7 protein-coding genes and 1 pseudogene are annotated in these 13,116 nt (G+C 69.7%); 3 read left to right on the top strand and 5 right to left on the bottom strand.

The window, feature by feature from the left end; all coding sequences use genetic code 11:
* Positions 1-17: 17 nt before the first annotated feature.
* Complete coding sequence (locus tag ACIBD9_RS17850; protein ID WP_396718902.1) at positions 18-656, top strand: HD domain-containing protein; 639 nt, start codon at positions 18-20, stop codon at positions 654-656.
* A gap of 192 nt (positions 657-848) precedes the next feature.
* On the opposite strand, the gene ACIBD9_RS17845 is transcribed toward ACIBD9_RS17850, so the two are convergent.
* The 4 genes and pseudogenes from ACIBD9_RS17845 to ACIBD9_RS17830 form a co-directional block, all read right to left on the bottom strand.
* Positions 849-1,034 (bottom strand): hypothetical protein, encoded by a 186-nt coding sequence (locus tag ACIBD9_RS17845; protein ID WP_396718900.1) that lies wholly within the window; start codon positions 1,032-1,034, stop codon positions 849-851.
* Positions 1,035-1,115: 81 nt separating this feature from the next.
* Positions 1,116-1,475 (bottom strand): VOC family protein, encoded by a 360-nt coding sequence (locus ACIBD9_RS17840; protein WP_396718898.1) that lies wholly within the window; start codon positions 1,473-1,475, stop codon positions 1,116-1,118.
* 576 nt (positions 1,476-2,051) lie between these two features.
* Positions 2,052-2,762 (bottom strand): SDR family oxidoreductase, encoded by a 711-nt coding sequence (locus tag ACIBD9_RS17835; protein WP_396718897.1) that lies wholly within the window; start codon positions 2,760-2,762, stop codon positions 2,052-2,054.
* A gap of 135 nt (positions 2,763-2,897) precedes the next feature.
* A pseudogene (locus ACIBD9_RS17830) lies at positions 2,898-3,071 on the bottom strand (DUF1877 family protein); the annotation flags it as partial.
* A gap of 324 nt (positions 3,072-3,395) precedes the next feature.
* Between ACIBD9_RS17830 and ACIBD9_RS17825 the strand changes: the two are divergent.
* Positions 3,396-6,104: an RICIN domain-containing protein gene (locus ACIBD9_RS17825; RefSeq protein ID WP_396718895.1), complete on the top strand. Its 2,709-nt coding sequence runs from the start codon at positions 3,396-3,398 to the stop codon at positions 6,102-6,104.
* A 244-nt stretch (positions 6,105-6,348) separates the two neighbouring features.
* Positions 6,349-9,237, top strand: a complete 2,889-nt coding sequence (locus ACIBD9_RS17820; RefSeq protein WP_396718893.1) for a glycosyl hydrolase family 95 catalytic domain-containing protein — start codon at positions 6,349-6,351, stop codon at positions 9,235-9,237.
* A 372-nt stretch (positions 9,238-9,609) separates the two neighbouring features.
* Here the strand turns inward: ACIBD9_RS17820 and ACIBD9_RS17815 are convergent, their stop codons facing one another.
* A complete protein-coding gene (locus ACIBD9_RS17815) occupies positions 9,610-12,912 on the bottom strand; it encodes a BTAD domain-containing putative transcriptional regulator (protein WP_396718891.1) in 3,303 nt (1,100 codons plus the stop codon).
* Between the last annotated feature and the right edge of the window lie 204 nt (positions 12,913-13,116).

Genomic DNA, 13,116 nt, shown 5'->3' with positions numbered 1-13,116 from the left:
AACAGGATGAGCACACCATGGCTGAAACCATCGCCGGGATCACCATCCCGGACACCCCGCTCGTGGCTGCCGCGACCGACCTCGTCCGGACAGCCACGAACGACCTGTTGTTCCGGCACAGCCGCCGGGTGTTCCTGTTCGGCGCGCTTCAGGGTGAGCGGCGTGGTCTGAACCCCGACCTCGAACTGCTGTACGTCGGTGCCATGTTCCACGATCTCGGCCTGACCGAGCGGTACGGCAGCACCGACCTCCGGTTCGAGGTCGATGGAGCACATGCCGCCGAGCGGTTCCTGCTCGACCATGGCCGACCTGCTGCGCAGGCCCGCAAGGTCTGGCTGGCCATCGCGTTGCACACCACGCCGGGGGTGCCGGAGTTCCTCGATCCGGAGATCGCACTGGTCACCGCGGGAGTGGAGACCGACGTGCTGGGCATCGGTTACCGCGACCTCGATCCGGAACGGATCGCCGAGGTCACCGCCGCCCATCCGCGCCCCGACTTCAAGCGGCAGATCCTGGCCGCCTTCAACCAGGGCAACAGGCACCGCCCACAGACGACGTTCGGCAACGTCAACGCGGACGTGCTCGCCCACTTCGACCCGACCTTCGTCCGGGACGACTTCGTGGAGATCATCCTGCGCAACGACTGGCCGGAGTGACGGTCGGCTCGGAGGGAACCTCCGCTCGGGATGGCCGACGTGGAGCCGCCTTACCGCCCGGCAGGCAATGTTCGAACACGACCGTGTCACACCCGGACAGTGAGTGCTGGTCAACGGCGCGGGTGGCGGCGTCGGCGGTTTCGCCATCCAGCGTGCCAAGCAGCCAGAGCTGCAGTAGTTGTGTCTTGATGATCAGGCGGCGCCACGCTCGCTGACCGGCCGGCGGCGCAGGTTCGGGTTCAGCAGGGCTGAGGGCAGGTAGGCCTGGTCGAGCCGGGTGACATCGGTGCCGGGCGCGACGATCTCGTCGATCCGGTCGAGGATCTCGTCGGTGAGCGTGACGTCGACGCCCGCGAGCAGGTCGTCGAGGTGCTCCATCGTGCGCGGGCGAGCAACTCACCGCGATCCTGAGCGGAGATGACGGCCTGGTGGGGACCGACCAGATCGCGAGCCAGGAGGTCACACGTCGGCTTCGAGAGCGAAGGTGTTGCCGTCCGGGTCCTGGAACCACGCGATACGTCCACCTCCGGCCCGCGCGGTGATCCCCTTGGCGTCGTGCTCGAGCTGCTCGTAGCGAACGAACTCGACGCCGGACGAGGAGAGCTCCTCGACAATCTGGTCGATGTCGTCGACGTACCACGTCGCCAGCGTCGCCGGGGTCTTCCCGGCAGTGACCGACTGGTACACGTTCAACGCCGGCCCGCCACCGGAGCCATAGACGCGGCTGCCGTCGGCGATGGCGGCGCTGGGACCGGACCGCAACGCCCGCAGGCCCAGCACACCTTCGTAAAAGGCCACGGCCTTCTGAATGTCGGACACGGCGACCGAGGTTCTGAGGTGGTACGCGCTCAAGGGCATGAACCACTCTGGCAGATACCCCACGAATCGTGGCGCCGAACCGACGACCTGTTCCGGTGCCCTTCGATCCGGGAAGTGACCGTGACGACAGGCCCAGACCCTGCCCAGCAGATCACGGCTGTCTGCATCACCGAGCCGGCGGCATCACCAACGCGTGTCGCGGGAGAGGTCGAGCAAGCCTGGCTACGCGACCTGCTATCGATGCCGAAGCGCGAGCCAACCTGCGGCCGGTGCGCTTCGGCATACCAGACGCTTCTATTGCCCGGCCGGTCGGCTGAGGTCTATGAGTCAACGAAGGACACCTACGCCCCGGTTTTGGCACACAGCAGGGCCGGCGTCTCGGGCCGCTCGGATCCTTGTGTTAGACGGGACCAGATGGCGTCGGCCGGTGGTAGCCATCGCACGGTTCATCGTCGGGCGCTACACCTAGCGCGTCGGCCAGTGCCCGGAAGCTGCGGTCGCAGATTTCACCGCCAGCCCCAGCAGTACGTCGATCTGCCTCACATGCCCTGGCCGGCTGCGCAGGAGGTGGTGGTGTCAGCCGAAGAGGGCGGCGGGGATGTCGGCGTAGAAGAGGGCGGGATCGCGGGAAAGCGAGGCCTTGACATTGGCGGTGGGACTGTCGGCGATCACTTCGAGCTTGCCCGCTTCCAGGCCGTCCAGTGCCATGGTGACCACCTCGTGGGGTGGGAGTTTAGGGATGTCGTAGGCGGCCATCATGTCGGTGTCGGCGATGGCCAGGGCCAGGGCGGTGACCTGGGTTTTCTGGTCGGCCAGCTCGAGTCTGATGCCGTTGGTGAGGGACCATTCCGCAGCTTTGGAGGCGGCGTAGCCGTTGCTGGCGGGGGCGAAGGCGTACCAGCTCAGCGCTGAGATGACGTTGAGGATGGCGCCCCCGGCAAGCCTGGGGGCGAAGGCGCGGGTGACGTTGAGGGTGCCCCAGAAGTTGGTGTCGAACTCGCGGCGGACGTTTTCCGTAGAGGGCCCGAGCAGGGGCGCGTTTGTGGAGATGCCAGCATTGTTGATGAGAACATCAAGGTCGCCCACCTCGGCTGCCGCGGCGTCGACGGATGTCGGGTCGGTGATGTCCAGTTGGAGGGGGACGACGCCGGGGATGTTGATGCGGTCGGGGCGGCGGGCGGTGGCGTAGACGGTGGTGGCGCCGCGGGCGAGGAGAGCCTCGGCAAAGGCCTTGCCGAGCCCACGGTTGGCGCCTGTTACGAGGGCTTTCTTGCCGTTGATCTGCATGCCGTTAGGCTAAAACCTAACGTTAGCGTCAGAGGCAAGTATTGCGATGTAAGTCACTGTGCGATCGAGGACCAGGCGACCCAGACGCGGGTCAGCGTTCGCGCGGCCTGATCTTGATTTAGGTGGCGGTGAAGATTACTGAGCGGGCCGCCGCGGCGGCTCGGTCGCCACATCCCGCACCTCGGCGGCGCTGACGTACACGACGTACCGGTCAACGTGTAGGTGCCGGCCACCGAGCACCGCGTGGGACCACGGATACGCGCCGCCGTCTGGGTCGAGAGTGCCACCGGTCAGGCAGCGGTGGATCGCGTCCCAGGCAGCGCCGAACCCAAGCCAGTCTCCTCAGCTGGAGGCCCGGTGCGTCAACGGTGGTGCCGACGAGCCTTTCGTCCTACCTTTGCTGCGGCTTTTGTCGGGATTGATGGAATTTCGAGCTTCGGCATAAGATAGATGAGTTGAAATCCTTGACTCAGTGGCCTGTGTTGCCGGTTAATCACATCTACATGTCGGCTGTGTTCACCCGCCCGGGTGGTCGACGACGTCGGTGGACCGTCGAATCGATTCGACTACGGCCGGCACGCACGCCTTGACTCGAAGTCATGAGGGCTATCGGGTGAGTCACAGGAGGTAACCGTGCATCGTACGAACGTCCGCTGGGGCGGCCGATTGTCGGCGTGGGCCAGAGGGCTCGCCGCGACCGTGGCGCTCAGCCTGCCTCTGACGCTGGGTGGCCTGACCCTGGCGCCCCCCGGCTCGGCCTTGGCCGCGCCGGTCGCGACGCAGAGTGTCGCGGCCGCCGGACTTGACGGTGTGGCGGCCGGTAACGCCGCGATCACCTCGGTCGACCTGGCCGGGACGTGGACCTTCACGCCCGCGGGTCGCGGGGCGACCACGATCGCGGTACCCGGTGGCGGCTGGTACAAGCAGGGCTTCACCGACGTGAACGAGGCGGTGTACTCGCGCAGCATCACCGTGCCGGACTCGGGGCAGCCGCAGTCGACCTGGATCGAGTTCGGCGCCGTCAACCACCAGGCGACACTGTCGGTCGACGGCCGCGTGGTCGCCACCCAGACGACCGCGTTCACCCCGTCCAACTTCGACATCAGCGCATACGCGGCCCCCGGCACCACCCACACGGTCACCGTGAACGTGAAGGGCCGCGGCGCGTTGAAGGCATCCAACGGCCGGTACCTGGTGCCCGACGCCGCCACGTGGTCCGAGGCGATACCGCAGGGGATCTTCGGGTCCGCGTTCCTGCGGGTGTACCCGGCGGTGTACGTCAGCGACACATTCGTGCGTACGTCGGTGGCGAACAAGACGCTGACCTACGACGTGACGGTGCGGAACACGTCGGGCAGTGCCCGGTCGGTGACGTTGACCGGGTCGCTGTCGTCCAAGAACGGAACGGCTTTCAGCTACCCGACACTGCCCAGCCGTACGGTCACCGTGGCGGCCCGCTCGACCGTGACCGTGACCGTCGGGCCGGTCGCGTGGAACCTCGACAGCACCTCGTACTGGTGGCCCAACGTGCCGTACCGGTCGGGGTACCGGGCGCAGCTGCACGGGCTGACGGTGCATGCCGTCACCGACGACGGCCGGACGAGCGACGCCGAGTACCGGTTCGGGTTCCGGGAGGCCACCCAGAACGGTGACTACTACTACCTCAACGGCGTGCGCGTGAACTTCCGCGGCGACAACCTCCAGGGTGCCGACTACGACCGGATCAACAACGGCGGCAAGGGCGACGCCTACCACACCCTGCCCGGCTTCCTGCCCCCGTCGTCCGGCAACGGCGGCTGGCCGCAGGCGGTGGACAACTACCAGCGGCTGAACTACAACGTGGTGCGCATCCACCAGGAGCCCGGGAGCCCGTACATGTTGGATGTCGCCGACGAGATGGGCCTGATGATCATCGACGAGGTCGCGATTCGCGGCTCCCAATCCTCGCAGGAGTGGCAGAACTCCGTCGGGCGCGACAACATGATCAACCACGCCCGTGCGCTGGTCCTGCGCGACCGCAACCACCCCGCGATCATCCGCTGGAGCCAGAACAACGAGCCGAACCAGAGCGGCCAGGATTCCGAACAGTTCGAGAAGGACCTGTACGCGGCGATGAACGGCGCCGACGGCACCCGGCCGATCATTGTCGAGGTGGGGGTCGGCGGGAATGTCAGCCTGTATCCCGGGATGACGTACGCCAACTTCGCGGTGATCCCGCACTACGTCGACGGCTTCGGCAGGTACGGCGAGGGCCTGATCACCGTGAATGGGCGGCCCGACGGCGAGGGCGAGTACATCTGGCCGGCATGCAACAACAAGCAGGGCTTCGAGTGGTTCGCCACGGCAACCCTGGCCAAGCGCGGCAAGGGCGCCACCGACCTGCGCCCGTACACGCTGCTGTCCGCCTGGGCCAGCGTCGTACCCGGCGTGCGGTCCACCGACTTCACCCCGGAGGAGGGCGGTCACCCGATCTACGGCGTCGACAACCTGCCCGACCCGTGGAGCAACCCGCAGATCCAGCGCGTGCAGGCGGCGTTCAACCCGGTGGCCGCGGTCGACCTCCCCTACTGGTCCGCCTCCGGCAATTCGGACTCCAACGGCACCTTTCCGCTGCCGCAGGCCGTGCCCAGCTACGCCCGCAACGCCACGGTGACCCGCAACATCACCGTGTTCAACGACGACTTCACCAACACCTCGGTGGGCTTCACCTGGACCGCCCGGCTCGACAGCCCGACCGGCGCGGTCGTCGCGTCCGGCAGCTCCACCCTGACCATCCCGCTCGGCTCACGGGTCACCCAACCGGTTTCCTTCACCGCCCCCGCCACCGGAAGCCGCGTGTACCTGCAACTGTCGACCACGAAGTCCGGCAGCACCGTCTTCACCGACGCGGTCGAGTACCTCAACCTCGGCGGAAGCGGCGGAACCGGGCCCACTGCCGGCACCTACCGCATCGTCAACCGCAACAGCGGCAAGCCCCTCGCCATCGCCGGCAACTCCACCGCCGACGGCGCCAAGACGGTCCAGCAGAGCGGCACCCCCACCTGGACGATCAGCACCACCCAGGACGCCTACACCCTGCGCTACACCGCCTCCGGAAAGATGCTCGACGTCAACGCCGGCAGCACCACGCAGGGCCTGCAACTGCAGCAGTGGTCGGCAAACGGCGGCACCAACCAGATGTGGTACCTGCGGCCCACCGGTGACGGCTACTACACCATCGTCGCCCGCAGCAGCGGACTGGCAGCAGACGTCTACTCTGCCTCGACCAGCGACGGGGCGCAGGTCGTGCAGTGGACCGCCAACGGCGGGACCAACCAGCAGTGGCAGTTCGTACCCGCCTGACCAGCGCCAGAGGTCGTTGACGAGTCCGACCGCCGGTGACCAGCTGACGATCGTTGTGATGTCTACTCGGGCATGGGGTTTCCCGCGCCCGAGTAGACCACGACCCGATCTCCTGCCGCCCATCTTCTTGCCGAATCGATTTCAAGAATCCAAAACCGTTGTCCGTAGCCCAGAACCGACGGGCTGCGGGCGCCGGACCACAAGGCGCACAACCCTTCAGCCTCGGTGTCGAGAGGAACTCCTGATGACGGACCTGCCCGTGAGCCGTAGGCGCCTGCTCGCCACCGCCGCTCTGACCGCCGGCTCGGCGACCCTGATCCCGGCCGTGGGCGCCGGACGGGCCGCCGCCGCGGCGCCTCAGGTCACCCTGCCCGAGCGCGGGATCTACGACGCGACCGCGGCGACAACCTGGACAGACGGGTTCCTCACCGGCAACGGCGAGTACGGCGCGGTCCTGTACGGAACGCCGACTCTCGAAAAGGTGATCTTCAATCACCACCGCTTCGTGATGCCCAACGGCAGCCGGGGCGTGACCCCGCCGGTAATCTCCGGGCGGCTGGCCGGCGTGCGGGACAAGGCGCTGGCCGGGAACTACGGCGGAGCCAACACGGACTTCGCGGCCGGCTGGAGCCTGCGCTGGACCCAGACCTACCACCCCGGCTTCGAGTTGCAGATCAGCACGCCCGGCATGACCACGGCCAACGGATACGCCCGCATCACGGACTTCCGGACCGGGGAGGTCACCTCCACCTGGACCGACAGCAACGGCACCTGGACCCGCCGCGCCTTCGCCTCCCGAGCCGACAACGTCGTCGTACACGAACTGACCCCGGCATCCGGCCGATCGATCGACGCGACACTGAGCGCCAACACATCCCTCGCGGGCGTCCCCGGCTCGGTCCGTTTCACCACCCTGGCCAGCGTCATTGACGGTTCCGGCTACCTGAACCTGCGCGGCACCTACCCGTCCGGGCAGGGCGCGTTCGGCTTCGAGGGCGTCACCCGGGTCGTCGCCACCGGTGGCACGGTAGCCGCGAACGGGTCGACGGTCGTCGTCACCGCGGCGACCAGGCTCCTCCTGCTGACCAAACTCGACCGGTACGAGTCAGCCACGGCCTGGGACAGCAAGCCGTTGCACGCGGCGCTGGCCGCGGTGCGCGCCGACTATGCCGAGCTGCGGACCCGGCACGTCACCCTGCACGCGGCGATGTACGACCGCTCCCGCTTGGACTTGAACGTCTCCGCCGCCGACCGGCAACTGTCGACCACCGAGCTGATCGTCCGGCAGAACGCCAACCGCAACACCATCGATCTGGCCCTGCTGGAGCGCCTCTACGACAGCGGCCGTTACCTGTTCATCAGCTCCAGCGGCGTACTGCCGCCGCGGTTGACCGGAATCTGGGCCGGCACCTGGAACGGCGCCTGGGCCGACGATTTCACCACCGATGCCAACATCAACCTGCAGGTCGCCGGTGGCAACATTCTCGACCTCACCGACGCCATGCAGGGCTACTTCAGCCTGATCCTCGGTCAGCTCGCGCACTGGCGCACGAACGCTCGCAACCTCTACGGCGCCCGCGGCTTCCTGGCCCCATCGCGCACCGACGGCGAGTACGGGTACATGCTGCACTTCGACCCCGGCTTCCCCGGCCAGTGCTGGACCGGTGGCGCGGACTGGTTGCTCTATCCGCTGCTGGAGTACTACCAGGTCACCGGGGACCGGACGTTCCTGGCCGAGAAGCTGGGACCGGCGCTGATGGAGCTGGCGTTGTTCTACGAGGACTTCCTGACCCGCACCGACTCCGCCGGCCGTGTGGTGTTCGTGCCGTCGTTCTCGATGGAGAACTCGCCGGCCAGCACGAACGTCCTCTTGGCGATCAACGCCACCGGCGACGTCCAGGCCGGCAGACATGCCCTGCGGGCGGCTGTGGAGGCCGCCAACGCGCTCGGTGTCGAACAGGGCGCCGGTCAAGGTGTCGCCCGCTGGACAGCCCTGCTGGCGAAGCTACCGCCGTACACCGTCAACGGCAGCGGCGCCCTCGCCGAATGGTCCTGGCCGGGACTCACGGATCGCTACAACCATCGGCACGTCCACCACCTGTACGGCGCGTGGCCCCTGCACGAGATCAATCCCGAGGAGGCCCCCGGGCTGGTCACCGCCGCGCTCAGGGCCCTGGCGCTGCGCGGTGACGAGAACACCTCGGCGCACGGCAGCCTGCATCGAGCCCTCGCCTCGGCTCGACTGAAGGACGCCGCCGGCGTCTACAGCAACCTCCGGAAGATCATCGGCAACAACATGATCTTCCGGTCGCTGATGACCGCACACAACCCGAATCTGGAGACCTACAACGCCGATGCGGCCAACACGCTGCCGGCCGTGCTCAGCGAAGCGCTCGTGTACACCAGGCCCGGCGTCATCGAGCTGCTGCCCGCCGTGCCCGGCCAGCTCGCCAGGGGCACCATCACCGGCGTCCGCGGACGCAACCAGGTCCGCATTCACAGCCTCTCCTGGGATCTGCCTGGTCGCTCAGTAACCGTGGCACTCACCTCGACGATCACCCAGGCGATCACCCTCCTCAGCCGGCGCGGGATGGCATCCATCACCACGTCCGCGCCAGTCACCCCCTCGCCGCTCGGCCCGCAGGCCCGGGTGATCTCGTTGACGGCCGGGCAACAGATACAGGTCGTCGTAGGCCTGCCATCCGCCACCGGCGGCGTCGTTCGACTGGTCAACCGGCGCAGCGCAAAGGTGCTGGACGTCAACGGCGGCTCCACCACGGACGGGGCAGCTGTCATCCAGTGGCCGTGGACTGGCGCGGCCAACCAGCAGTGGCGGCTGCTACCCAACAGCGATGGCTCATTCCGGCTGTCCGGTGTCAAAAGCGGGAAGGTCCTGGACAGTCCAGGTGGCTCGGGCCAGGGCGCGGGACTCGTTCAATGGGCCGACAATGGTGGACGTAACCAGTGGTGGAACCTCGTCCCGGCGACGACCAGCGGATACTTCCGGTTCGTCAATGTGAGCAACGGCTGGTGTGTCGGTGTCGAAGGCGGCTCCACCGCGGACGGCGCCAGGGCGGTCCAGCAACCGGTCAGCGGCGAGATCAGCCAGGAATGGCAGATCCTTGACGCCTGAGACAGGAGGTCAGAGGCACCGGTCGCAGCGGCTCCGGGCGATGGGCCGCCTGTACCAGGGGAGACGCGGAACACCGGGCCGTGGCACGGGGTGCCGGTCTCGCTGCGCCCAGGGCATGACTGGCGTTGTAGGCGACGATCTGGTCGTTCACCTTCTTCGCTGCAGTTTCAACGGCGGTACGGTCGGCTGCGCTCAACTCCGCCGACGTCATTGGCGATCGCAACGGGCTCGACCCGCCGATGACCCGCAGCGGCCCGAGTTCGACGACCTCGCCATCGAGAACCGTGGCGTTCTCCATCGCAAAATGGCCGGAACGACCGGCGCCGGTGGGACGATCCGGCTGCCCGGTCGCTGGCCCACGCGGCGACGTCGTCAACCGGCGGCGCTCGTCGTCCACGGCACCGCGCCGACCCGCCGTGCAAGGCTCAGCCCGTCGGCTCGGTGCCGACCCGCCGCCAACGGGTCGTCGAGCAGGTCGGCCAGCGCCGCCAACGTGTTGTCGACAGGACCCAGCGACAGCGAACCGGTTTCGAGACCCGCGAAACACCCGCGCCACGGCGTCAGTTCGGCATAGGACTTGCGGGCGACCGTCCGGTTCCCGAGTCGGGCGGCGACCTCCCCGCGCACGCAGGCCCACAGCAGCCAGAAGTAGTCGGGCCGGATCGGCAGCTCCGGCTTCCACACGGCGCGCGCCTGCTCCAGATCGCCGGCCTCCACCAGGGCCAGGGCGAGCAGGTCGTGGCTGTCCTGGGGCACCCGGGCGTGCACCTGCCGCAGCTCGGGCACCGACTGGGCCGCGCCACCCCCGGTCAGCCCTACGACGAACCGGCCGAGCATCCCCATCGCCTGCGCGTTGGGCCCGCCAACCTGTTCCATCCGCGTCGCGGCCTCGCCGTAGCGCCGCAGGGCGAGCGGATAGTCCCCCGCGAGCAACGCGGTCAGCCCGTCGAACCAGGACAGCACGGCCAGCATCAGTGCCAGTTGTCCGGTGTTGGCCTGCTCCACCGCCTTGTCGACGTGCCGGCGAGCGTCGACGAGGTCGGCCCGGTGCAGCGCCGCCTGGAAGAGGATGTGATGAGCCTGGGCCCGGTACCCGGTCAGCCCGTGGGCGGTGGCCACCCGCAGCATCTCCTCGCCGACGGCCGGCAGCTCGGCACGCCGGGCCGGCGCCATCACGGGGAAGTAGCGGGCGTTCAGCGCCCGACACAGCAGCCCTGGCTGCCCCGACTCGCGCGCCAGCGAGAGAGCCTCGCGGCTGGCCTCGTCGGCCCGGTCGTCGTCGGCGCCCTCCACCTCGAAGACCAGGGTGCACAGCAGCTCGCAGCGGGACACCGGGGCATCCGAACCGAGAGCGGCGAGCGCGGCCTCGACGGCGGCGACGAACGTCGTGTCGACCGCGCGGTCCGGCCGGACGGTCCAGGCGACCGGGGCATCCAGGCAGGTCAGTGCCCGACGCAGGGCGGATGGATCGGCGGCCATGGCCGCCAGCGCGACGGCCTCGCCGCGTACCTGCCGGGCGGTGAGAATGTCGCCGGCGCGGGCGGTTGCCGCAGCTCGCGCACACCAGCCCGCCAGCCGGGTCGCCAGGGGCGTCTCGGGCAGCAGCGCAATCGCCCGGCCCACCCCCGACCACAACGCGGCAGCCTCTCGGGGCGCGTCCAGATCGGTGGCGTGGTGGGCGGCGGCGGTGGTGTACCGCAACGCCCGCTCGGCGGTGGACGTGGAAAGCCCCGCCAGGGCGTGCCGGCCCAGGCCGGCCACGTCGTGGGGCCGACGCCGTTCCAGGGCCTCCAGGGCACGGTGGTGCGCGCGGGTGCGACGCAGCAGCGGAATGTCCTGGTAGAGGGCGTCGCGCATCACCGCGTGCGCGAACCGGACCCGCCCGGGAGCGGGTTCGACGAGCAGCCCGGCCAGCAGCCCGGCCTCCAACCCGTCCAGCACCCTCTCCTCGGGGCCGCCCACCACCTCGATCAGCAGGTCGACATCGACGTCCTGGCCGATCACCGAGGCGGTCCGCAATGTCGACCGGGCGGCTGCCGGCAGCCGGGCCAGCCGGCGGCGCAACACGTGCCGTAGGCCGACCGGCACCCCGGCGACGGCCGCCGCCGGTCCCTCCGCGGCGATCAGCCGGGCCGTCTCGGTGACATAGAGCGGGTTGCCGCCGGTGCGTTGCCAGACCGCGCGGACCACGTCCGGGCCCACTATCCCCGCGCCGTGGCGCCGCAGCAGCTCCGCGACGTCGGTCTCAGACAGACCGGCGAGGACAACGTCCTCACCACACCCCCCGGTCAGCGCGCCACGGGCGGCGACCAGGTCGGCGTTCACCTCGTGGGGACGGTAGGTGGCCACCACCAGTACCGGCCGGTCGACCAAGGCGACGGCCAGGTGCCGCAGCACCTGGAGGGTCTCCCCATCGGCACAGTGAACGTCGTCGAGGACCAGCAGCAGCGGCCCGCCGGCGGCGACGGTGCCGAGGTAGTCGCCGACCGCCCTCCGGAGGTGGAATTCGCCGCCCGTCGGCAGCGGGGCGCCGCCCTCGCTGAGCAGCGTGGCGAGCCGGTCGGCCTGCGCGGGTGCCGGCGGAGCGGTGGTCTGCAACGCGCGCAGCACCTCACCCCAGGCCCAGGCCGGCGGGGCCCCGTCCAGCTCGGGGCAGCGGCCGACGGCCGTCCGCCAACCGTCGGCCGTCAACTGCCCGACCAGCAGCCGACCGAGGGTCGACTTTCCCGCGCCGGCGTCGCCCAGCACCCAGGACATCCGGAATCCGCTCCGGACGGCGTACGCGGCGGCCTCGCGCAGCCGGGCCAACTCATCTGGTCGGGGCAGCGGGTCCCCGTCCACCGGAGCGGACGCCACGGCTGCGGCGGGGAATCGCGGCGCGGCGAGCCGGAGGTGCGTGGCAGGCGTCGGCTGTTCCAGGGAGGGCGCCTGCTGCAGCAGATCCGTCTCGAGGGCCCGCAGTCCGGGGCTCGGGTCGACGCCGAGCTGGTCGGCCAGTTCGGTGCGCAGCCGCCGGAGCACGGCCAGCGCGTCGGCCTGCCGGCCCGATCGGTACAGGGTCAGGGCCAGGAGTGCGACCGCCTGTTCCCGCAGCGGATGCGCCTGGACGTGCCGCTCGAGCTCGGGCGCGACCTGTTCGGCCCGGCCCAACGCCAGCGCCGCCCGGGCCCGGTGTTCGATGGCGACCAGCCGGAACTCGGCCAGCCGGGCCGACTCCGCGGCGGCCCAGCTCTCGTCGGCGAACTCCACGTAGGCCGGGCCGCGCCAGCGGGCCAGCTCCGCGTCAAGCCGACGGTACGCCTCCTCGGGATCCGCATCGAGCACGGCCATCGCCGAGCGGGTCGACGCCTCGAACCGCCCCGCGTCGAGCTGCTCCGCCCGCAGCCGCAGGGCGTAGCCGGGCGCGGCGGTGACGATCACCTGTGCGGGGCTGCGGGGCGGCCGATCCGGCTCGAGGGCCCGACGCAGGTTGGACACGTACACCTGAAGTGCCGCCTGGGCGCGCGGTGGCGGGTCGCCGGCCCACAGGTCCTCGATGAGCCGGTCCACCGGGACCACCTGATCGACCATGATGGCCAGTCGGGCCAGCACGGCGCGCTGCCGCAGCGGACCGAGTTCCAGGGGCACGTCGCCGTGCCACGCCCGCAGCGGACCGAGGACCCCGATTCTCAGCACGGGCAGGAGCGTAGGTCAGTGCGGCGGCACGTGCAGACAACTGGCGGACAGTCCCCGGGTCCGGGGGCGTCAGCCCGCGTACGGGCGGGGGGGGGCCCCCCCCCCCGGGGGGGGGGGGGGCGCGGGGGCGCGCCCCCCCCCCCCGGGGGGGTGTGGTGGGTTGGGCAGCCGGGTGTGTGGGGGGGGGGAGGGGGCGGCGGACCC

This window comes from Micromonospora sp. NPDC050784, from assembly GCF_044456765.1.
Taxonomy (GTDB): Bacteria; Actinomycetota; Actinomycetes; order Mycobacteriales; family Micromonosporaceae; genus Micromonospora; species Micromonospora foliorum.
This window is presented reverse-complemented; position numbering and strand designations above follow the sequence as displayed.

Bases quoted from the DNA above. Each gene is read 5' to 3' on its own strand.
- ACIBD9_RS17820 (WP_396718893.1), top strand. From the start codon at position 6,349: ATGACGGACCTGCCCGTGAGCCGTAGGCGCCTGCTCGCCACCGCCGCT.
- ACIBD9_RS17850 (WP_396718902.1), top strand. From the start codon at position 18: ATGGCTGAAACCATCGCCGGGATCACCATCCCGGACACCCCGCTCGTG.
- ACIBD9_RS17845 (WP_396718900.1), bottom strand. From the start codon at position 1,034: ATGGAGCACCTCGACGACCTGCTCGCGGGCGTCGACGTCACGCTCACC.
- ACIBD9_RS17835 (WP_396718897.1), bottom strand. From the start codon at position 2,762: ATGCAGATCAACGGCAAGAAAGCCCTCGTAACAGGCGCCAACCGTGGG.